This is a genomic window from Marseilla massiliensis (genome assembly GCF_016899955.1).
In the GTDB taxonomy this organism is placed as follows: Bacteria; Bacteroidota; Bacteroidia; order Bacteroidales; family Bacteroidaceae; genus Prevotella; species Prevotella intestinigallinarum.
Genome location: NZ_JACJJL010000003.1, coordinates 180108 through 202667 on the forward strand (window position 1 = coordinate 180108; position 22560 = coordinate 202667).

Here is a 22560-nt window from a genome sequence, read left to right on the forward strand (position 1 = left end):
TTGAGAACGACCTGATGAGTGAGGCGTTTACGCGGGAATACGGCGCGATGATAAACAGCGTGAAACAAGAATTGGCGTTTGCAGATTTGCGCCCGTTTGTTCGCGACGAACTCGGGGGCTGCCTTACTGTTTCACTCTTCAATGAAGAGGGCATGGCTTTTGCAAGGTATTATTACGGGGATGTGTTTGCCCCGCATTTCCCGTCGGACATAGACGACTATGCACTGGCATATTTCGGCCTTGCACGTTACCACTCCAATGAGTTCAAGGACGAGGCATACCTTTTCATTCCTTTCTATGACGACTATTACCAGGACATGGCTTCAACCATTGAGAGGCATTTCGAGCACTGGCAGAATCAAGACTATGATGAGCATACCGTCGAGCCTTCGCCTTTGGCAAAGGCATTGATGGCATATTTGGACTGCCCGTGCCTATACTTTCCATCGTTTAAAGATGACGACCCAATTGCATCGGCATACGGTTATGAGCGACGGTTGGGCGTGCGCGAGGGATACATTCCTGTGCTTGTTGCCGTTGATGAAAAGCTGTTGGATGCACTGATATCAAACTCCGGGGCTGCGAAAGCCGGTGCTGATCGATATGAGTTCGACATTGAAAGCATAAGGCGTTACCGAGAGAAGGTGCTGTCGATGACTCCCGGCGATGGCAAGGCTTTGTTTTCAGGGCTGGCGGCCGAAAGCGGCCCATTGGAGCCCGAAGCAGGCAATATGGTTGACGGCGACGAGAATGGCCTGGGCTTTGCCATAGACGGGCAAGGTCGTCCGCCATATTGGAATGATGATACGCAGATGACTTACCCTGTGATTCTGGCCATGATACCCGTAAGAAACCCATGGGAGATATTTGCATACATTCCGTTTGGCGGGTTTGGCGGTTGTGCATCGGAAGCGAGTGTGATGGCTGTAGCCAAGTATTGGTATGATTGCCACGGCGCAGTGGCTTCGGTGGTAAGCCACGATAAACTTGAGTTTGATGTGCCGGTGCCAGTGTCGGACGATGATGCATTGGTGTTGGCCGGTGAACAACTGGGCTTTTGCAGCTCGTTGTTGCAGGACGGATGGACAGAGGTGACATTGGCGGACGCATTGCGCAAATTGAGGAAATGGCGATTCCGGTGGCATGAATGAGTGTTTTTGCCATAGGCATTTGTGGCGGGAATGTCAGTGACGCCTGTTGCAATCATACGTAGTGTAAAGCATTATGCAATAAGAATGAGCCCCCGACAGCCTGATAAAGGCTGCCGGGGGCACTGGTTAATGTGGGTAGGCAAAGCGCCGGGCACTCATTTTGCCATTGTCATTGCATGTTACTTGCCACGCAGTGCGGCCAGTGAGTCTTTCAGAGCGGCAATCTTTTCTTCACTGTCTTTTTGCTTCTTGCGCTCCATGGCAACGACTGCCTCGGGGGCATTGGCCACAAACTTCTCGTTGGAAAGCTTTTTCTTGATGCCGGCCAGGAAGCCCTCAAGGTGCTTGAGCTGTGCTTCTTGCTTTGCAATCTCGGCCTCAACGTCAATCATGTTGCCCAGAGGCACGGCAAACTCGTCGGTGCCCACCATGAAGGTTGCGGCTGTTGCGTCTTTCTCGTTTACCACGTCTATCGCACCAACGTTTGCCATCTTGGCTATGATGCAGTTGTAAGCTGCATACTTGTTGCTCCCTACAGCCTGGAGGTTGAGCTCATCTTTGGTAGGTATGTTTTTCTTGTTCCTTACCGTGCGTATGCCGCTGACAATGAGTTTCACGCTTTCTATGTCGGCAAGCAGCTTGGCGTCGGCTTCCGTCATCGGGCTTACCTCAAGTTTGTCACGCATAATCGACTCGCCGTCCTTGCGCTCGTATATGTGTTGCCACAATTCTTCGGTGATGAAAGGCATGAATGGGTGCAGCATTTTCAGCAGCGTCTCAAAGAACTTAAGCGTTGCGTCGAGTGTGGCAGAGTCTATCGGCTGTCCGTAAGCAGGCTTGATCATCTCAAGGTACCAACTGGAGAATTCATCCCAGAACAAACGGTAGACGGCCATCAATGCCTCGGATATGCGGTATTTGTTGAACAGGTCGTCAACCTCAGCGTTGGTCTGGCGGAGTTTGGCGGCAAACCAATTCACTGCAATAGCGTTGGCTTCGGGCTGTTCGCCCTCGCACACCTCCCATCCCTTGACGAGGCGGAAAGCGTTCCATATCTTGTTGTTGAAGTTGCGGCCCTGCTCGCACAGTGTCTCGTCAAACAGTATGTCATTGCCTGCAGGTGCCGAAAGCATCATGCCCATGCGCACTCCGTCGGCCCCGTATTTGTCGATAAGCATTATCGGGTCGGGGGAGTTTCCAAGGCTCTTCGACATCTTGCGGCCCAACTTGTCTCTCACAATGCCGGTGAAATACACATGCTTGAACGGCAGCTTGCCACGGTATTCGTATCCGGCCATGATCATCCTGGCCACCCAGAAGAATATGATGTCGGGGGCGGTGACCAGGTCGCTGGTGGGATAATAGTAGTTTATCTCTTCATTGTCGGGGTTGTTGATGCCGTCGAACACCGATATCGGCCATAGCCACGACGAGAACCAGGTGTCGAGGCAGTCGTCGTCCTGCACTAAGTCGGCCGGTGTCAGCGACGGGTTCTTTTGCTTTGCCATCGCAAGGGCCTTTTCCGCATTTTCCGCAACAACAAAATCTCGCTTGCCTTCGCTGTCGGTGAAATAGTATGCGGGTATGCGGTGGCCCCACCATAGCTGTCGGCTGATGCACCAGTCTTTGATGTTCTCTAACCAATGGCGGTAGATGTTCTTGTATTTCGGAGGATAGAACTGGATTTCATCGCTCATGACCGGCTCCAGCGAAAGGTCGGCAAAGTGCTTCATCGAGAGGAACCATTGGGTTGAAAGCTTTGGTTCTATAGGCACATTGGTGCGTTCGGAGAAGCCCACCTTGTTGTTGTAGTCTTCCACCTTCTCCATAAGGCCGGCTTCGGTCAGGTCTTTGGCAATCTGTTTGCGCACATCCATGCGGTCCATGCCCACGTAAAGGCCGGCAGCTTCGCTTATTGTCCCGTTGTCGTTGAATATGTCTATTGTGTCGAGATGGTGCTTCAACCCTAATGCGTGGTCGTTGATGTCGTGCGCAGGCGTCACCTTAAGGCATCCCGTACCGAAGTTGATGTCAACGTATTCATCTTCAATGACAGGTATCTCACGCCCTACCAGAGGCACGATGACGTGCTTGCCCTTGAGCCATTGGTTCTTCGGGTCGTCGGGGTTTATGCACATGGCGGTGTCACCCATGATGGTTTCCGGGCGTGTCGTTGCCACAATGGCGTAACGGCCGGGCTCTTCTACCACCATGTAGCGCAGGTAGTAAAGCTTGGAATGCTCATCCTTATATATCACTTCCTCGTCGGAGAGTGCTGTCTGGGCCTTGGGATCCCAGTTGACCATGCGCACTCCACGGTAGATGAGGCCCTTGTTGTACAGGTCGCAGAACACTTTGATAACGCCTTCAGAGCGTTTGTCGTCCATAGTGAATGCCGTTCTGTCCCAGTCGCAGCTCGCGCCAAGCTTCCTTAATTGTTTCAATATGATGCCGCCATGCTCATTCGTCCAATCCCAGGCATGCTTAAGAAACTCGTCACGAGTAAGGTCTGATTTCTTCAGGCCTTGCTCGGCCAGCTTGTTTACGACCTTGGCCTCTGTCGCAATCGACGCATGGTCGGTGCCAGGAACCCAGCAGGCATTTTTCCCTTCCATCCTGGCGCGCCTCACCAAAATGTCCTGTATGGTGTTGTTCAGCATGTGGCCCATGTGCAAAACGCCCGTAACGTTAGGTGGGGGGATGACAATGGTATACGGTTCGCGACCATCTGGCTTGCTACTGAACATCTTGTTGTCCATCCAATACTTGTACCATCTGGCCTCAACGGCTTGTGGTTCGTATTTGCTTGCTAATTCCATATCTGTATGTTTTATAAATTTCAGAATAAAAACGATGCAAAAGTAATAATTTTCCATGGATTTTTAGTACTTTTGCACATTAAATATTTGCTATGCATACAAAAGAGGAGAAGATGAACGCCTTTGGGCGTCTGCTTGACGTATTGGACACGCTGCGCGTTGAATGCCCTTGGGACAGAAAGCAAACAAACCAAAGTCTCAGGCCCAATACAATAGAAGAGGTGTACGAGTTGTGCGATGCCTTGCTCAACGAAGATGAGCCTAACATCTGTAAAGAGTTGGGCGACGTCTTGCTTCATGTGTGCTTTTATGCCAAGATTGCCGATGAGAAGGGTCAGTTTGATGTGGCTGATGTATGTAACAGGCTTGCCGACAAGTTGATTTTCCGCCATCCGCATGTCTATCACCCTTCGCAGGTTGGAGCGCCCGAACCAAAACCGTTGCCCTACGGTGAGGACGCAACAGGGCAAAAGCAGGAGTCTGCTGTGTCTACGGCGCAGCAGGTGATTGAAAACTGGGAGCAGATAAAGCTTAAGGAAAAGAACGGCAACAAGAGGGTTCTGTCCGGAATACCCGCTGCACTGCCATCGCTGATAAAGGCATATCGCATACAAGAGAAGACACGAAACGTCGGCTTTGATTGGGAAGACAAAGGTGATGTGTGGTCAAAGGTGCGCGAAGAGCTTGGCGAACTGGAGGCAGAATTGCGTAAGGAAGACAAGGCGCGGTCTATGGAAGAGCTCGGAGACTTTATCTTCAGCGTAATCAACGCGGCGCGTTTGTATCATCTCAACCCAGATACAGCCCTTGAGAATGCAAACAAGAAGTTTATCCGGCGCTTCGAATACATCGAGGATCATTCAATAAAATCAGGCAAGCCATTGACTGAGATGACCATTGCCGAGATGGATGATTTGTGGAATGAGGCAAAGAAAAACGAGAAAAAACAATAGCAAAAATTTGTTCTGGGCTTATGAGAGTATCTGTTGTGGTTAAATGCATGTTCGCTTTGGCGCTGCTGTCAGGGTGTCGGGGCGAGAAAAAAAAGAATCTGGTCATTAACCAGATTCCCAAGGCTGCAGTGAAGGTCGACTCAACCGTATATGGCGTATGCGGCTTGGGAACGGCCATGAATACTCTCGAACTGATAACAGACAATGGCGATACTGTCTCTTGCCAGTTGTCGGCAGCCGACAGCAAAGGAAATGTCGTCGGAGGATTGTCTGTCGGTGACAGGATGGCTGTTGTCGGTGTGACTGACAAAGATGAAGGTTTTGTGGCAAGCAAGGTTATAAATATCACGTCTTTGCTCGGCAAATGGGCGAACATACGTGAGTCTTTTGAGATTTGTGATGGCGGACTTGTCAAAAGCAGCGTTAAGGAACAGACACCACGCACGGAATGGAAGATATTGAATGGCAAGCTGTTGTTGTCAAAGGACACGTTTGAAATATCATTCATCGGGCCCGATTCGCTTCACTTGAAGCGCGCCGGCGTGGTTTACGGATACAGGCGATTGCCCGTGGGAACACTTCGATAGAACAGATAAGTCAAATGTATGTTGCCGTTTAGAGTTCACATATTGGGATGTGGCAGTGCTTTGCCGACATTGCGCCATCATGCATCTTCGCAAGTGGTTGAAATAAGAGACAAGCTGTTTCTGGTAGATTGCGGCGAGGGATGCCAGATGCAGTTGAGGCGTTCCAGGCTTGGATTTACCAAAATCAACAACATCTTCATATCGCATCTGCATGGTGACCATTGCTTCGGATTGATAGGCCTGATATCCACCTTGGGCATGTTGGGCCGTACGGCACCGCTAAATGTCTATGCGCCATCTGATTTCGAATCCATGCTTTATGCACAGATTAACACGTTTTGTGGCGGATTGGGTTACGAGGTAAGGTTTGTCCCGTTGGATACGGAGGTAAAAAAGATAATATACGACGACAGAAGCCTAAGCGTTGAGACGATACCATTGAACCACCGTGTGCCTTGCTGTGGCTTTTTGTTCAAGGAAAAGCCAACGCTGCCACATATCAGAAGAGACATGATTGACTATTACGGCATACCCGAAAGTCAGATTAACAACATAAAGAACGGTATGGACTGGGTGATGGAAGACGGCGACGTCATTCCGAACTCAAGGTTGGTAACCCCTGCAGATCCTGTCAGGAGCTATGCCTACTGCAGTGACACAAAGTATATGCCGCAGTTGAGCCAGGTATTGCGAGGCGTCACCACACTTTACCATGAGAGCACTTATGGAGAGGACAACAAGAAAAATGCCGAGAAGTATTACCATTCCACAGCGTCGCAGGCCGCCACGGTGGCCCGGGATGCCAATGTCGGCCAGCTGATTCTGGGGCATTTCTCAGCACGTTATAATGACGAAAGCATATTGCTGGAAGAGGCGAAAAGTATCTTTGCCAATGCCTTTTTGGCAAAAGAAATGGCCATATTCAACGTATGAATTGCCATAATATTGTGTTTTCCCGAAATAAATTTTGTAGTTTGCAAGGAAAATATTATATTTGCAAACAAAAGGCAGAGATTTATGAAAAGATATATATTGGCAATGGCATTCATCATCATGTGCGCTGTGACATGTCCGCTTACGGTCGCAGCGTGGGATTATGATCCAGACATTCAAGAGCAGATGGATGCCGACAACATAAACATTACTGTGAATGGTATGACTTTGAATGTTGCCGGGGCCAGTGGGCAGGTGCTCGAAGTCGTTTCGCTTACAGGCAGAAAAGTGGCATCAGTAAAGATAGAAAGCCAATCGCAACGTGTTGAACTTAATATTCCTAAAGGTTGTTATATCTTGAAGATAGGGAAGGTCGTACGGAAAGTGTCACTTCGTTGATACTGACATGCATAATTGCCTTTCTCTTTTCCGCGTGCAGCGACAGGCCCGAGAATACTAATAAAGATATTACCATCGAGGCGTTTTCAGGTTTGAGGACGCCTGTTTTTTCTTTGCGTAATAGTGAAATAAGGCATCAGGTGGAGAGTATGTGCTACTCCTTTAAGCCTGAATTTGCCGGAGACAGGTTTGCGAACAACTATTATTTGGCCGGAGGAGATTATCTGTGGATAGATCGCAGCGGCGTGGATGGTTGTGCAGACACCCTGCTGTCGGTGTTAAGGACAGTCGCAGATGTAGGCTTTGACGAGCGTTCCTTTTTCGTAGACGCCATAGAGTCGGACCTCGAAAAGGTACGCAACCTCGAGTTTGACGATTCTGTCAATATCATTAGCCATGTGTTCGCCCGTTTGGAATACAACCTCACCCGAGCATGCATGAGGTATTATATAGGCATGCGTTATGGTTTTGTCAACCCGACCTACCTTTTCAACCATCTTGATACGCTCGACGATTCGTCGGACTCTGCCACTCCCCGGTTCGAGAAGTTGTTTGACATAGACATCGAACACCCGGGTAAAAAAGACGTAGAGCATGTGTTGAACAGTATTAGGGGGCATGAGCTTGGAATGCTGTTTGACAAGATTGAACCCGATTCTTATTTGTATTCACAGCTCAAAAAGCAACTCGCCTTGGCCTCGGGCAGCGCCCGTAACACAGTGATTTGCAACATGGAACGTTGCAGGTGGCGCATGGCCGATGGCTTGCAGGATGTGAACAAAAGAGTGATAGTCAACATACCGGCATTCCATCTCTACGCATACGGTGACGGCAAGGCCATCGACATGCGAATAGGTTGCGGTACGCGCAAGACCAAGACGCCCCTTCTGTCGAGTTGCATTAACCGTATGGATGTCAATCCGGTGTGGAACATACCGATGAGCATTATCCGTAAGGATATAGCACCGCGCGCAACCGACACCGCTTACTTTGCCAGAAACAGGTATTATGTGGTAGAGCGGAAGACGGGCGAGCGGGTGGCGCAGAGTGATGTCACCACGTCAATGCTCGAGAGTGGCGACTACCGTGTCGTGCAGGAGGGTGGCGAAGGCAATTCGCTGGGCAGAATCATCTTCAGGTTTCCGAACGATTTCTCGGTGTTTCTGCACGACACATCGAGCAAAGGGGTGTTCACGCGCAACATCCGCAGCGTTTCCCATGGTTGCGTGAGGGTTCAGGAGCCATTTGCGCTGGCCGAGTTCTTGCTTGGCGACGTCGACGAATGGCAGCTTGACAAGTTGCGTATATCAATGGGGATTCCGCCGACAACCTTGCGGGGACAGCGTTATGTAGACGATAGCGACGGCGAAGCACCCTCGCTTGTAAGGTCGCTTAAGGTAGAGCCGTGCGTTCCGTTGTACATCGTTTACTACACAATGTTTGCTGATACCGACGGGCGCTTGTGTACATACAATGACATCTATGGGTTTGATGATGTGATTTTCAACAACATTAAACCTTTGGTTGTCCCGGGCGTCAAAAAATAAAGCAAGTGGGAACAATTGATGAGAAGCAGATCGTCAGGCTATTGTCAGCGCCCGAAACACAACGTAAGGGCTTTGAAATAGTTGTGCGCCAATACAGCGAGCAGTTGTATTGGCAGGTCAGGCGTATTGTTTTGACCCACGAAGATGCCAATGACGTGATGCAGAACACATTTGTCAAGGCCTGGAGTCACCTCGATTCGTTCCGCAACGACTCAAAGCTCTCAACGTGGCTTTACAGGATAGCAATAAACGAAAGCCTGGATTTCATGCGCAGGAAGAAAAACATGGATGCGGTAAGTGCCGACGATGCCGATACGGGAGTTGCCAACATGCTGCTTGCCGACAAGTATTTTGATGGCGATCAGACCCAGGCCATGTTGCAACAAGCCATTGCTCAGTTGCCCGACGTGCAGCGTACTGTTTTCAATCTCCGTTACTTTGAAAACATGAAATACAGCGAGATAAGCAAGATTCTGTCTACTTCCGAAGGGGCACTGAAGGCCTCATACCATATCGCAGTGAAGAAAATAACCGACTATTTTAAATTGCATGATTAAACCATCAGTGCCTTTATGCGTCAAACACATAAAGGATAAATCATGATGGAGAGAGAAGAATATATCAGAAGTAGGGCAGGCAAAGAGAACCCGTTCCGTGTTCCCGAAGGCTATTTCGAAGGATTGGCCTCGCAGGTGATGGCCAATTTGCCCGATCGCGATGCAGCTCCGGTGCGTACAGCACGGACTTACAGGCTGCGGTTGCGGGCTTGGATATGTACGGCTGCTTGTGTTTGCATCGGTATGTTTGGCGCTGTTATGTATTTTGCCGATAGTGGCAATGTTGGCGTAAGCGCGCCAGACAGCAGCGTGGCCGCCGATGCTCAGTCGGCCAGCTATGATAGTTATGATGAGGCTGTGGCCGATTACATGATGATTGACAACGCCGACATCTATGCGTATCTCACAGATTCCTCTTTTGAGTAAAGGCCATGTAAGGCCATCACATTCTATTTTATGGTTAAAGATATTTAGTAATTATGATTAGCAAGCGTAGTATATTCATATTGTTGATGGCATTTGTGGTTGCCATGCAGACACATGCGCAAGATAAGCGCCCCAAATTCTCACCCGAGAAGTTCAAGGCCGACATGGAGCAGTTTATCGTCAAGGAGGCTTGCCTGACGCCCGAGGAGTCGGCAAAGTTCTTTCCTGTCTACGACGAGATGCAGAAGAAGCAGCGCGCCGTGTTCAGCAGGATGCGCCGGATGGGGCGTGTTAAGCCGACTGACGAGGAGGGATGCCGAGAGGCAATAGAAAAGCGCGACCGCCTGGAGCTCGACTTAAAGCAAATTCAACAGACGTATCACAATAAAATGATGACCATAATACCGGCCAGCAAGCTGTTTGATGTCATTAAGGCCGAAGACAAGTTTCACAGAAGAATGATGAACAGATACAATCGTCCTCAGCGTCAGAACAAGCATAAAGACAACTAACGTTTGTTCTTTCGTCGCATAGCGAGGGCATGGTTTCATTAAAGTGTAATTATATTTTTGTAATGGCATAGCCACGGCGCCGTGGCTATGCCATTGTTTTTTTGCCTTTGTAATTATGTGGTTCCGGCGTTGCCGCCAATTGCGCTTGCATTGTAAGCGGGTCGGGGCCAGCCTGATGCCGTACGCTAATGGCCCGGTTGTCGACGGTGCTTGGGCAGGCGTGCCACCGGCACGGGCGGCAACCATAGGCTCGGCCCTGCCCACTGCCAACCTGGCGTGGCCGCCATGCCCAGCCGGTAAGCCCAGCCTGCATGGTCATGACAATCTGCACCGAAAGTATGTCTCAGCCGTGCAATCGGGCAACGAGGTCTCCTTTCACTTTATGCCCCTTTTGTTCAACGCCTCCGAATACCTGGCCGCATTCTTCAAGTGCTCTTCATACGTTTTGGCAAAGTTGTGCGTTCCCGAGAAATCCTCCTTGGCGCACATATACAGGTAGTCGTGGTCAACGTGGTTGAGCACGGCGTCTATGCCGGCTATCGAAGCCACCTTGATTGGCCCGGGGGGCAGTCCGGTATTTTTGTACGTGTTATACGGGCTGTCGATATACAGCAATTTGTGGTAAATGCGGCGCAAACCAAAGTCTTTCCATGCAAATTTGATGGTCGGGTCGGCTTGAAGGGGCATGCCCGCCTTTATGCGGTTGTAATACATGCCGGCAATCATGGGCTTCTCGGCGTTGTTGGCTGTCTCCTCGTCGATGATGCTTGCCATCGTGGCCACCTGCACGGCATTCATCCCCATGGCCTCGGCCTTCTGCCTGCGCTCTTCGTTCCAGAAGTCGCGGTGCTCCTTTTTCATGCGTTCCATAAACTTGTCCATGCTCACATTCCAGTATATGCTGTATGTGTTGGGTATGAACAGCGCAACTACAGTCGTTGTGTCGTAACCGTATTTGGCGCAGAAAGCCGAGTCTTTGAGTGATTTTGCTATCGTGGCACTGTCAATCATCAGCTTGCCAGACAGCAGCTTGGCCAGCCGTTCGGTTGTGCGTGCCTCGGGTATCGTGAGGCTTATTGGCGACTGAACGCCGTTCTTAATGTGCCTGAACACCATGAAAGCCCCTTCGCCGGGGTTTATTGCGTAGCGTCCGGTGTGTATGTTTTGTCCGTATTCGCTGTGGCGGGCCAGAGTCCTGAAGCCGGTTAGCGAATGATAGTTGGCCACGTCGGCCAGCTTGGCAAACACGGAGTCTTGTGTGTCATCATCATCGATATAAACGTATTGCACCGTTTCTTTGTTCGAGAAATCGGAAAAGAAGTAATAGTATAGCGCGCCTATTATCAATAATATGCACGCAAAGGCGGTATAAAGGTAAAGCCTTGATTTCTTTGATTTCATGTGTCTGAAGATTGATTAACGCGGCAAAGATACACCATTTTTCAAAATCGAGGAAATGTTTTGCGGTTTTTTTGCTGCCACTGCTGCCCAATATTTCCATTGCCGGCCGTGCTGTTGCACAGCGTAATAGGGCGAGTCGCGATGTGGCGGATGCTGCAAGCGCTCCTTGTCATGCTAATTTATTTGGCACAAGGTAGCCGGTTAAGCTAAAAAAGCCCATGCTATTGAGTTTTTATTTATATATGATTGCCGTTAAGTTGTTTTTTTTCGTAATTTTGCATTGACGAAACGATGATGGAGTGATGAAACTACGATTTAGTCTAAAATATCTCACAGAATGGGGTGAGAGCCTGTTTGTCGTCATAGAGTATGTCTGTTCAGACGGGCGTTCGCGTCGGAGCGAAGTCCGCATGGACACTGCCGACGGGTGCCTCTGGGCGGTAGAGACGTCTGCCATTGACTCGCGTCGCCATCCGGTCACCATGTTCAAGTATGCATATCAGTTGCGCAACAACAATGGCGATGTGCTTAGGGAGGAGTGGAATCTGATTCCGCGCATCATACCTTACCACGCATCAAACGATTACGTGATGCTTGACTCGTGGCGTGACATACCGCTGCAGCAACATCTATACACAAGCGCATATCTTGCCACTGTGCATGGAAGCATGGGCGAGAGGTTTGTGCCGCTCGACGTGGCATTGTTCCGCAAGACCATATTGTTTTCGGTGTCGGCCCCACAGTTGTCGAAAGGCCAGGCCGTGGCCTTGTGCGGCAGCCACCCCGTGCTTGGCAATTGGAGCACATCGCGCTATCTCAAGATGCAGTATTCGGGACAAACGATGTGGATGCTGCCCGTAAACGCCATTGGCATAGACAGGCAGCTCGAATACAAGTTTGTGGTTGTCAACGAAGAGACCGGCGATTTCGTGGCTTGGGAAGAAGGCAACAACAGGACTTTGGACAGCAGCCGGAGTGCCGACGGGCAAGTAACCGTGTGCGACGGCGGACTGCTCAGGGTGTGCGAGTCTATGTGGCGGGTGGCCGGCGTGGCTGTTCCCGTATTCTCGTTGCGCAGTGCCCACTCTTACGGCATAGGCGACTTTGGCGACCTGAAGCTGCTGGTAGACTGGGCCGTGGCAACGGGCATGAAGGCTATACGCACATTGCCCGTAAACGATACGGGGGCTTTCACGGGCCAGATGGCCGTTTGCCCCTACGACATAATGTCTGTAAATGCGCTCAATCCGGAATATGTTGACATCGATGCCCTGGGCGATTTGCCTGACAGGGCGGCCATGGTCACGTTTCACAAGCAGCGCATGGAGCTCAATGCCATGCGCGAGTGCAACCACCAGGCAGTGTGGCGCGTCAAGTCTTCGTTTCTTCGCATGTACTACAACGAGTTTGGCAGCGCGATAACCGGTTCCGACGGATATCGTGAGTTTGTGGATGCCAACCACCATTGGTTGGCCGACTATGCTGCTTATTGCCTGCTCTGTGAGGCCAATTCTTCTACCGACTGCAGCCGGTGGCCCGGGTTTGGTGAATACGACAAGAAGGCCGTCGACAGTTTCTGTGCCGAAAGGTGCAGCGAAGCCCGGTATATTTTCTTCGTACAGTATCTGCTCCACCGCCAGCTGAAGGCCGCATCAGACTATGCGCGGGCCAACGGTGTGTTCCTGATGTGCGACATACCCATAGGCGTGGCGCGCAACAGCGTCGAGACATGGGTGCATCCCGGGCTGTTCAACCTCGACTCGCAGGCCGGGGCCATGCCCGACGCCGAATGGCCCAACGGGCAGAACTGGGGCTTCCCCACGTTCAACTGGCAGGCAATGATGGCCGACGGATGCCGATGGTGGCGCGACCGCCTGGCCCGCATGTCGGCATATTTCGATGCCTTCAGCCTTGACCATGTGCTTGGCTTTTTCCGCATCTGGGAGATTCCCGCAGGCTCATTGTCGGGCCGCCTGGGCCATTTCTCGCCGTCGTTGCCATTTACGGCCGATGAGATAGAGCGCTTCGGACTGCGGTTCCGCAAGGTGTTGTTTACCAAGCCATTTGTCAACGACAAGGTGCTCGACCGTCTTTTCGGGCTGCATGCGCAGTATGTGCGCGACAACTTCCTCGTCGGCCGAGGGTACAACATATACGACTTGAGGCCGGAATACGACACCCAGGCCAAGGTGGCCAGGGCTTTTGAAGGCAAGTCCGACGAAAACAGCCTGTGGATTCGCGACGGGTTGATGCGCCTGCTCGAGGATGTGCTCTTTGTGGAAGACGCCCACCGCCAAGGCTGCTACCATCCCCGGATATATGCCTACCGCGAACCCGTGTTCGAGGCCCTCGGCGATGACGACCGCGAGTCGTTCATGAGATTGTATGGCAATTATTTTGTGCAGCGCCATAATGCGTTCTGGGGATGGCGCGGCATGAAGGTGCTCGCCGCCATAACGGGCGGAACCGCCATGCTGGCTTGCGCCGAGACACTCGGGGCCATCCCCGACTGCGTCGGGCCGGTGCTCGACTCACTGCGCATCCTCGACCTCGAGATTCAGTCGATGCCTAAGCAGGCCGGCATCGAGTTTGCCCATCTCAACGCCAACAAATACCGTGGTGTGGCAACGTTTTCAACCCACGACATGGCCCCGATGAGGCTGTGGTGGGAAGAAAACCCCGAGCGCACGCAGAGATATTATGCAACCATGTTGCAAAAAGACGGTCGTGCGCCGCTCAAGATGCCGGCATTCATAGCCGAGGAGGTAATAGCCCGCCATCTGTATTGCCCGTCGATGATGTGCATCATGGCCCTGCAAGACTGGCTGGCTGTCGACGCCGGGCTTCACAACCCTGACACAAGGGCAGAGCGGATAAATGTGCCCGGTAGCGCGTTTTGCGGTTGGTCATACCGCATGCACATCGACATAGAGCGGTTGGTGGGCGATGTGAAATTTAATGAAAAACTGAAATTGATGATAACACGAAGCAGACGATGAAAGAGTATCAGACATATATATTCGACCTTGACGGCACATTGCTGTCTACCTTGGCCGACCTGGCCGCCAGCACAAACCATGCGCTAAGGCTCAACGGCATGCCCGAGCACAGCCTTGACGACGTGCGCCGGTTTGTGGGCAACGGCGTGAGGGTGCTCATGGAGCGGGCTGTGCCCGGAGGGGCTGCCAACCCTAAGTTTGAAAAGGCTCTGGCCGATTTCCGGGCCCACTACATGGTTCACTCTCTTGATACCACCATGCCATACCCCGGAGTGCCCGACATGCTTGCAGAACTGAAGCGCAGGGGCAAGCGCATGGCGGTGGTAAGCAATAAGTTTTATGCAGCCACACAGGAACTGTGCCGCCATTTCTTCGGCGACAGCATCGAGGTGGCCATAGGCGAGCGTGAGGGAATACGCAAGAAGCCCGCCCCCGACACTGTAGAAGAGGCCCTCAGGCAACTGGGAGTGGGCAAGCATGGGGCTGTTTATGTCGGCGACAGCGATGTCGATGTGGCCACGGCTGCCAACAGCGGCTTGCCCTGCATCAGTGTGCTGTGGGGATTTCGCGACAGGGATTTCCTGGTGGCCCATGGTGCCGACACGTTTGTGGCCGAGCCGTCCGAGCTGTTGGATTATTGACTCTGTGGCGTTCTTGCTGCTGCCTGTGCCATTTTGTTGCGCATCTGGCCTGTGTTTTCGCGTGTCGGGTGGGGGCGTTCTGTAGCAGCGGTTGCAGGCGTCAAAGGCCAATCATCAGCAAGCCCGACCGCATTTGCCTGCCGGTGATTGTAACAATTGTATCATGTCTTTTCATTATAGTGGCCATCGGGCGTATCTTCTTGTGCTCCAGGGCGTTGCGGCCGTGGCCGTTTGACTTTGCAAAATAGCCCGTATTGTCACACAAAACAGCCTGTTTTGCAAAGCCATACGGCCTGTTTTTAAGCCCTGTATGGCAAGTATACCAAAATTATTGCGGCGAAATGTCATGATTTATAGACAGTTTTTAGTATCTTTGTCTGTAAATAAGCAGCATTCGCGATGTGGCTGCAATATTGCATGGCCACCGTCGGCATTATCCGTGCATCATCGAGTTATTGCAGCTGTAGGCTTGAGCATTGATGTCACATGCCATGCTGGGTGATAGTCTTTTGCTCATGTAGTCCGTTGGTCTCAATGTTAATTCGGTTGTGTAGATGTGCAGATTGGCTGCCGCCGTTGTCGGATGCGTTGCTGACTGCGCCGAGACAAAGCGGCCGGCAATATGCCGACAAACATGCCGAAAGCACATTTAAGCCCGGAATATCCAAAAAATCACATCCCCGGACTGCTGATGAGCTGTTGATGGTTATTGTAACATAGCATAAATGTAATGGGAGAACCCTCTCTGAGAGTACCTAGTACGGCGAATTGAATGATGATGGAACATTGGAAATAGACATGGACTTAATTTCCAAAAGATTATCTGTGGCCACATTTGAGCATGATGAATGTCTTAAATGCAAGATTCTGCCAGTATGTATGGGACCGTGTAGTCAAAAGATATTGGAAAACAACGGGAATTGTACAAAAGGCATCTGCTCTTTAGGAAGTATAGATACGAAACTCAGTGACTATCTGTTTATTGATTTTTTTGTGAAGTCGATGGTAAAAGAATGCAATGGTTTTGATGATTAGGATTGTAGTGGTGTTGATGTGCTGCCTTGCTGCCCCGGGAGCTGCGGCACAGGTGGATGCTGTCTTCGGAAAGGTAACCGATGGGCAGGACAATGGAATAGACATGGCTACGATAGCATTACTCGACAGTGGTAATAATGTCATCGCCGTATGTACAAGTGATTCTGCCGGATGTTTTTCTGTTGCTACAACTCCTTTGCCTACATCTTTATTGGTTTCATGCATAGGTTACAAGCCCTGCAAATGGATGATTGACAAGGCAAGACAGCAAGTGTTTGTCAATATTCGGTTGGAGGCCGACACCACATTGCTGGCCGGTGTGGTTGTTACGTCAGGTAAACCGATAGTAAGAAGGGAAATAGACCGCTTGACACTTGATGCGGAAAGGCTTAGTCCAACGGCAAGAAACTTTCTTGATATACTTAAGCATGCTCCGGGCGTAATAGTTCATGAAGATGCCATAAGCATGTTGAACAAAGGAAAACTTGTATTCCTGATGGATGGGCGGGAGCTGAAGATGGATATGAAGACACTGATGATGTATTTAGGTTCGCTCAACTCTGACAACCTGAAGGCGATAGAGGTGATGACGGCTCCACCGTCAAAATATTCAGCCGAGGATGACGCAGGTGTAATAAACTTCGTTACAAAGAAGATGAAAAGTGACTATTGGGGAGGTTCGCTTGCCAATTGCATTTCCATAAAAGAGCGTGTATAGGACGAGGCCAGTTTTAATTTGCAATACAAGCACGGCAAGTTTGAATCGTATGTAAGTGTGGGGGCGGGGCTTGGCACGGTGCAGACAGACAAGTCAAGCCGGGTTGTTTATCCTGCCGAGACATGGTTGTCAGACATCCGAAAGTTGAAGTCTAATGACTATGTAATAGTCACCGCCGGCATTGACTATGCGCTGTCTGGACATTCGTCGTTAGGAGCCATGCTGTCGTACAATAACATGCAACCGTCTTCCGACCAAATTTCAGTCACAAGCATCTTTGCCAATGGAGGTGATGGAGGGAAAGGCCATTATGAGACATTCACCGATTTCGACTGCAATTACAATCGGTATAATGCCAACCTGCGTTACAGTAGGCATGACATTGGCCGTGGCGGAAGTCTTGAAGTGAATGCCGACTTCCTGGACTATCATATCAGCGACAAAGTGAATCTGCATACAACACACGACGAAACGCTGGGCTTTCTGCGGCGTAACAGCCCCGACATCACTATTTGGCAGTTGAAAGCAGACATGGAATTCACATTTGGTAAGGCTCTGTTTTCATATGGGGCGGCCTGTTCCAAGTCAAATACAGACAACAGGACCGACTACGAGCACATGACCAACGGATGCAAACTTGACGACCATTTCCGGTATGGAGAAAGCATATTTGCAGCTTACGCTGACTTAAGGGGTAAGCTGAACGATAAAACGGAGGCAAAGGTTGGCATTCGTTGTGAATACGGTGTGTTGGACGGAAAGTCGATAAAGATGAGCCAACAGAGCGTAAAGCATCAGTTTGACTTGTTTCCCACCTTATATATAAAGTACAGATGCAATGACGACAACACACTTTCCCTAAGCGTGACAAGCAGAATAAACCGCCCTAACTATGTAGACCTTAATCCCTTTACTACTTATGTAGATGCGCATACCATTCAAACCGGCAACCCCAATTTACAGCCAATGAAGTCATACATGGCAGAACTTGGGTTTACACATAAAGCATTTTCAATATCTGCGAGTGCCAAGCGAATCACGAGAGTGATGTCAACCTATACAGATATAGACGAAGTTGGCAAGATGACGAGGCATACCGTAGACAACGTAATGGACAAAAGTGTCTATAACTTGAATTTATCCTATTATTTTGATTGCTTGAAATGGTTGGACTTTTATGTAGACGGCAGCGTATATATGGTGTCTTCCTAGCCACTACCAGGGTTCGGGCTGGTAAATATGAACCATGTTTCAACTTTCATATATATGAACAACAACATATATTTTAACCGTAAGAAGACGTTTGTTTTAAATCTATGGGGACAATATCAAGGCAGGGAGAAAGATGTTGGCGGCTGCAGTTCATCAAGGTATCGGATGGATATGGAGGTGCGTTGCTTGTTGTATGGCAAGCGTTTGGCAATAGGGCTATCCTGCCAAAACATGATAGCCTCGCATACAGACTATCGGGTTGATGCAGAAACGTCTTCGTATCTGTTTGACTGGAGTCCCTTTCGGGTGTTGAACTTGTCGGTATCCTATCGCTTTGGTAAGCGCATAAACATGAAGCACAACAAATTTGGCATCAATACGGAAAGGTTATAATGGAAAACGGGGGCTGAATTTGCATTTTGCAAACAGAATGATTGGATGTGGCTGCTGCATCGTGTTCGTTCGTCAATCTCCATGCCAAATCATCGCTTTGCCGCAATTTTGTTGTGATGGCACGGCTGTTACTACCAAGTAATGCCGCACTGTAAACAGCTCCTGCACGGTAGGCCCATGTCACATTCTATTTGATTCGCATAACTCAAGAACAGTCGTTTGCCTGCTGAATGCTTGTTTAGATAAGTATTAATTTAACCCGCACGCTTCAATCCCCACCGCGAAGATTGTTTGCCGTTTCGCCTCGGCGTAGCCTGATACGCCTTCGGCCAAAGCGGCAAACAATCTGCACGGCAATGGTAATTGAGTGTGTTGTGAGGCTAATTGCGGTCTGTTGTTGAAGTGCAATAGGCGTGTTGGAGTCGGTCTGTCACCCGTTTTTTAGTAACATACAACCTTGGGCGATGCCTCAAAGCACCACCTTGCATCCTTGATTCGGCTTAGCAGATAAGTTTTTTCGCCAAGTACAAGCCCGGCGTTAGCGTCACATCATGGTGTGCCGGTCCAGATATGATTGAACCTCATCCTTGTAACTGTCTGATATTGGAATGTAAGCATCACCGAACACGAGGCGGAACCTGTCGACGGCTTGCACCATGTTCATGTGCACTATGTACGATCTGTGGGTGCGCATGAATTCGGGTTTGGGCAGGTTGTCCTCCAGATTCTTCATGTTCATGAGCGACATCAGCTTGTTGCCATCCTTCAGGTATATGCGCACATAGTCCTTCAGGCCCTCTATGTACATTATGTCATCGAGGTTGACGCGAATGAGCTTGTAGTCGCTTTTTACAAATATGAAGCGGTCTTGCTTATATGCCTCTTGCCTTGTCTTGGTGGCAAACCAGTCGAACGCTTTCTTTGCTGCCGAAAGGAACGTGTCGTAGCTAACAGGCTTCATGAGGTAGTCCATGGCGTTTACCTTGTAGCCCTCGACAGCATATTGGCTGAATGCCGTCACGAAGATGATGCGCGTCTCTTGCGGCAGAATCTTGGCAAACTCAATGCCGCTTAGTTCCGGCATCTGGATGTCGAGGAAAATGAGGTCGACGGGATTCTCCCTCAAGTCCCTTATTGCCGTGCTCGCGCTGTTGTATGCGCCCGTGAGCTTTAAGAACGGGGTCTTGTTTACATAAGAGGATAGCAGTTCAACAGCCAAAGGCTCGTCGTCAATTATTGCACATTTTAGTATCATATATAGTAATTTTAGATGAATATTCCTTTCCTGTGTGGTCTACGCCTTTCTTCCATTCATACATGTTGGGGTAGATAAGGTCGAGCCTGCGCGCTACCTGGCTTAGTCCTATGCCGTGACCGCTTCTGTCCTTGTCTCCCTTGGGGAAGTTTGAGTTTACTATGTCGCATGTTATGTAATGGTCGGTGGCCTTGATTTGTATTCTGATGTAGCTTTTCTCCGTTGTGCTTACCCCGTGCTTGAATGCATTTTCTATCAAAGATATGAATATCAACGGGGCTATCATGATGTTGCAGGGGTCGGGTATGTCGGCTGTAAACTGAAGGTCGACATTCGAAGAAAGCCTTATTTTCATTAGGTTGGTGTAGTTCATGAGAAACTGCACCTCGCTTTTCAAGTCGACATACTTCTGCTGGTTGTCGTAGAGTATGTGCCTTAGCAGCTTGCTCAGCTCCAGTATGGCTTCCTTGGCTTTGTCTGGTGCCAGTTCGGTAAGGGCGTATATGTTGTTTAGTGTGTTCAGAAGGAAGTGCGGATTCACTTGCGACCGCAGGTTCTTAAGCTCGGCGTTGACCCTTGCCGACTCAGCTTCACGCCGCGCATTTTCCGACTCCTGCCATCGCATGGCCAGCTGTATCGTGGTGGCAATGGCGGCAGATATGGCCAGGTTGAACATATCCCTGAACAAGAAAAACACATACATTATGGGGCTTGGTGGCCGTTGTGGCGGCCTGTTGTCGAACATGGCATGGGTCTGGCCCATCCATAAATGAAGCGCAATCCCCATGGCCAGTATCATTGCTATGTTGGCCAGCCAGTATATTTGCTTGTTTTCGGTGGCAAAATATTTGGGCGTCAGCCAGAGGTAATTGACGTAGAAGACTATCATCAGCGACATTGGCACGGCGCTCATAAACAAAAACTGATGCCACGATGTGCCGGCACCGTGGTTCATGAACATCAGCGGCGATATGAACATTACTGTCCATACCGCTGCGTGAATGCATATTTTGTGTTTGTTATTCATACCTAAGAGCCTCTATTGGGTCTAGCTGTGCGGCTTTCTTCGCCGGATACCAGCCGAAGAACACGCCGGTAAACGTGCACACAGCGAAACTCATGATGATTGTCCACAGCTGGATGGCGATGGGCCAATGGGCAAACGCCTTTATCGAGAACGACGCTCCGATGCCCAGTGCCACGCCTATTAGCCCTCCGCTAACGCTTAGCAAGACGGCCTCGATAAGAAACTGGTTCAGTATGTCGATGCCCCTTGCTCCCACACTCATGCGCAGGCCAATCTCCCTTGTGCGTTCCGTTACGCTGACATACATGATGTTCATTATGCCTATGCCTCCCACAACCAGCGAGATGCCTGCCACGCAGCCCAGGAGAATGGTAAGCATGTCGGTCGTTGAGTTCATCATCGATGCCAGTTCTTCCTGTGACCGTATGGTGAAGTCGTCCTCGTCGGCTTCTGTTGTCTCGGTTGCGTCTTTGAGCTTATGCGTGCGCCTCAGGATGTTGCATATCTCCTCGGTGGCCTTGTCGGTGACTCCCTCGGTCACGGCTGAGCACTGTATTCCGTTGAGATAGGTCTGCGCAAGTATTCGTTTCATTACCGACGTGTACGGGGCAAGCACAAGGTCGTCTTGGTCCATGCCCATTGAGTTGTATCCTTTCTTCTTGAGCACTCCTATAACCCGGAACGGGATGGAGTTGAAACGCACCACTTTGCCTATGGGGTCGCTGCCGTCGGGGAACAGGTTGTCGACAACCGTTTGCCCCAATATGCATACTTTGGCACTTGTCTTGATTTCGGCATCGGTGAAAATCTCGCCGTCGGCCACGTCAATCTGGCGTATCTCAAGGTAGTCTTGGTTGACACCGTATATGGTCGAGGGCGTGTTTTCGTTGCCATAGATAAACTGTCCACTGCTTGACACCATTGGGCTGATGGCCTTTATGTACTGGCATTCGTCCTTGATGGCCTCATAGTCGGACATCTTGAGCGTTTCCATTGACGACGCTTCCTGCCTTACGCCCCCCCGCATGTCGGCACCCGGGCTTATCATTATCATGTTTGAGCCCATCTCTGCGATGTTTGCCTGTATGCTTTGCTTCGTGCCCTGGCCGACAGCAAGCATGGTTATCACCGACGCAATGCCGATGATTATGCCCAATGCCGTCAGGAATGAGCGCGTCTTGTTTGCTGCTATAGCTCGCAAGGCTATCTTGAAAAGGTTGGTGTAGTTCATTGTTCATTCGTCTGTGTTGGCCGGCAGGGCCGATAGTCCTTCGGCTGCCGACATTATGTTTTTGTTGTACTCGTCGCTGATTACATGCCCGTCGCGCAACATTATGTTGCGGCTTGAGTAGTTGGCAATGTCAGGGTTGTGGGTGACAAATATTATTGTCCGCCCCTGTGCATGCAGTTTTTGGAACAAAACCAGTATTTCGAACGATGTCCTGGTGTCGAGGTTGCCGGTAGCTTCGTCAGCCAGTATCACTGCAGGGTTGTTTACCAGTGCCCTTGCTATGGCCACACGCTGCATCTGTCCGCCCGACATCTGGTTGGAACGGTGGTAAAGCCTGTCGCCAAGACCTACTGCCTGCAGGGCGGCGATGGCTCTCTCGCGTCGCTCTTTGGCGCTGATGCCGGTGTTGTACATCAGTGGCAGTTCAACGTTCTCAACGCTCGTGGTCTTCGGAAGCAGGTTGTAGTTCTGGAAAATGAATCCTATCTTGCGGTTGCGGAGCACTGCGCGCTGTGGCTTTGACATCTTGCGGACAGACACGCCGTCGAGATAGTATTCTCCCTTTGTCGGTGTGTCGAGGCATCCGAGCTGGTTGAGCAGCGTCGACTTGCCCGAACCTGATTTGCCCATTATTGTGACAAACTCGCCTTCGTATATCTTAAACGATACGCCACGCAGTGCATGGACGGTCTCATCGCCAACGAGGAACTCGCGCTTTACGTCCTGCAATTCTATTACGACCTTCTTATTATCGTCAGCCATGG

The 22560-nt window shown here is 50.4% G+C and carries 19 protein-coding genes and 2 pseudogenes; 15 read left to right on the top strand and 6 right to left on the bottom strand.

The features are described 5' to 3' along the window. Nucleotides 1–8: 8 nt before the first annotated feature. Both H6B30_RS16795 and H6B30_RS16655 read left to right on the top strand, forming a co-directional pair. A pseudogene (locus H6B30_RS16795) lies at nt 9–233 on the top strand (DUF7832 domain-containing protein); the annotation flags it as partial. Between the two features lie 84 nt (nt 234–317). After that, complete coding sequence (locus tag H6B30_RS16655; protein WP_439116952.1) at nt 318–1151, top strand: DUF4253 domain-containing protein; 834 nt, start codon at nt 318–320, stop codon at nt 1149–1151. A 179-nt stretch (nt 1152–1330) separates the two neighbouring features. Here H6B30_RS16655 and H6B30_RS02910 read toward each other — a convergent pair whose 3' ends face one another. Beyond that, the gene (locus H6B30_RS02910) at nt 1331–3970 is read right to left on the bottom strand and encodes a valine--tRNA ligase (RefSeq protein ID WP_205107732.1); all 2640 of its coding nucleotides are present in this window, start codon (nt 3968–3970) and stop codon (nt 1331–1333) included. Nucleotides 3971–4062: 92 nt separating this feature from the next. Here H6B30_RS02910 and mazG point away from each other — a divergent pair, with 92 nt between their 5' ends. From mazG to H6B30_RS02950, 8 genes are all read left to right on the top strand, one after another. Then, a complete protein-coding gene (gene mazG / locus H6B30_RS02915; protein ID WP_205107734.1) occupies nt 4063–4923 on the top strand; it encodes a nucleoside triphosphate pyrophosphohydrolase in 861 nt (286 codons plus the stop codon). A 20-nt stretch (nt 4924–4943) separates the two neighbouring features. Next, the gene (locus H6B30_RS02920) at nt 4944–5510 is read left to right on the top strand and encodes a lipocalin-like domain-containing protein (protein WP_205107736.1); all 567 of its coding nucleotides are present in this window, start codon (nt 4944–4946) and stop codon (nt 5508–5510) included. Nucleotides 5511–5528: 18 nt separating this feature from the next. After that, entirely contained in the window at nt 5529–6443 is a 915-nt protein-coding gene (locus H6B30_RS02925) for a ribonuclease Z (protein ID WP_205107738.1), read from the top strand. A gap of 84 nt (nt 6444–6527) precedes the next feature. Continuing rightward, nucleotides 6528–6842, top strand: coding sequence for a T9SS type A sorting domain-containing protein (locus tag H6B30_RS02930; RefSeq protein WP_239483467.1), 315 nt, complete (start codon nt 6528–6530; stop codon nt 6840–6842). Nucleotides 6843–6991: 149 nt separating this feature from the next. Next, nucleotides 6992–8389: a L,D-transpeptidase family protein gene (locus H6B30_RS02935; RefSeq protein ID WP_239483490.1), complete on the top strand. Its 1398-nt coding sequence runs from the start codon at nt 6992–6994 to the stop codon at nt 8387–8389. A 5-nt stretch (nt 8390–8394) separates the two neighbouring features. Then, nucleotides 8395–8946, top strand: a complete 552-nt coding sequence (locus tag H6B30_RS02940; protein WP_205107742.1) for a sigma-70 family RNA polymerase sigma factor — start codon at nt 8395–8397, stop codon at nt 8944–8946. A gap of 42 nt (nt 8947–8988) precedes the next feature. Beyond that, entirely contained in the window at nt 8989–9372 is a 384-nt protein-coding gene (locus H6B30_RS02945) for a hypothetical protein (RefSeq protein WP_205107744.1), read from the top strand. A gap of 53 nt (nt 9373–9425) precedes the next feature. Then, nucleotides 9426–9884, top strand: coding sequence for a hypothetical protein (locus tag H6B30_RS02950; RefSeq protein WP_239483469.1), 459 nt, complete (start codon nt 9426–9428; stop codon nt 9882–9884). Nucleotides 9885–10259: 375 nt separating this feature from the next. Here H6B30_RS02950 and mltG read toward each other — a convergent pair whose 3' ends face one another. Beyond that, nucleotides 10260–11285: an endolytic transglycosylase MltG gene (mltG, locus tag H6B30_RS02955; protein WP_205107746.1), complete on the bottom strand. Its 1026-nt coding sequence runs from the start codon at nt 11283–11285 to the stop codon at nt 10260–10262. Between the two features lie 302 nt (nt 11286–11587). Between mltG and H6B30_RS02960 the strand changes: the two genes are divergently transcribed. From H6B30_RS02960 to H6B30_RS02980, 5 genes and pseudogenes are all read left to right on the top strand, one after another. Next, complete coding sequence (locus tag H6B30_RS02960; protein ID WP_205107748.1) at nt 11588–14284, top strand: 4-alpha-glucanotransferase; 2697 nt, start codon at nt 11588–11590, stop codon at nt 14282–14284. After that, nucleotides 14281–14925, top strand: coding sequence for an HAD family hydrolase (locus tag H6B30_RS02965; protein WP_205107749.1), 645 nt, complete (start codon nt 14281–14283; stop codon nt 14923–14925). The genes H6B30_RS02960 and H6B30_RS02965 overlap by 4 nt, the downstream gene beginning before the upstream one ends. Before the next feature lie 798 nt (nt 14926–15723). Next, entirely contained in the window at nt 15724–15960 is a 237-nt protein-coding gene (locus H6B30_RS02970) for a hypothetical protein (RefSeq protein WP_205107752.1), read from the top strand. Next, complete coding sequence (locus H6B30_RS02975) at nt 15953–16678, top strand: carboxypeptidase-like regulatory domain-containing protein (RefSeq protein WP_205107753.1); 726 nt, start codon at nt 15953–15955, stop codon at nt 16676–16678. The genes H6B30_RS02970 and H6B30_RS02975 overlap by 8 nt, the downstream gene beginning before the upstream one ends. A 237-nt stretch (nt 16679–16915) precedes the next feature. Then, nucleotides 16916–18283: pseudogene (locus H6B30_RS02980) on the top strand (outer membrane beta-barrel family protein). A gap of 544 nt (nt 18284–18827) precedes the next feature. On the opposite strand, the gene H6B30_RS02990 reads toward H6B30_RS02980, so the two are convergent. Genes H6B30_RS02990 through H6B30_RS03005 form a run of 4 tightly spaced genes read right to left on the bottom strand, consistent with a single transcriptional unit; the run spans nt 18828 to nt 22558 of the window. Continuing rightward, a complete protein-coding gene (locus H6B30_RS02990; protein ID WP_205107759.1) occupies nt 18828–19538 on the bottom strand; it encodes a LytR/AlgR family response regulator transcription factor in 711 nt (236 codons plus the stop codon). Next, nucleotides 19513–20565, bottom strand: coding sequence for a sensor histidine kinase (locus tag H6B30_RS02995; RefSeq protein WP_205107761.1), 1053 nt, complete (start codon nt 20563–20565; stop codon nt 19513–19515). Before H6B30_RS02995 ends, H6B30_RS02990 begins: the two co-directional genes overlap by 26 nt. Then, the gene (locus H6B30_RS03000; RefSeq protein ID WP_205107762.1) at nt 20558–21796 is read right to left on the bottom strand and encodes an ABC transporter permease; all 1239 of its coding nucleotides are present in this window, start codon (nt 21794–21796) and stop codon (nt 20558–20560) included. The genes H6B30_RS02995 and H6B30_RS03000 overlap by 8 nt, the downstream gene beginning before the upstream one ends. 3 nt (nt 21797–21799) lie before the next feature. Continuing rightward, on the bottom strand, nt 21800–22558 hold the full coding sequence (locus H6B30_RS03005; RefSeq protein ID WP_205107765.1) for an ABC transporter ATP-binding protein: 759 nt from the start codon (nt 22556–22558) through the stop codon (nt 21800–21802). Nucleotides 22559–22560 lie beyond the last annotated feature (2 nt).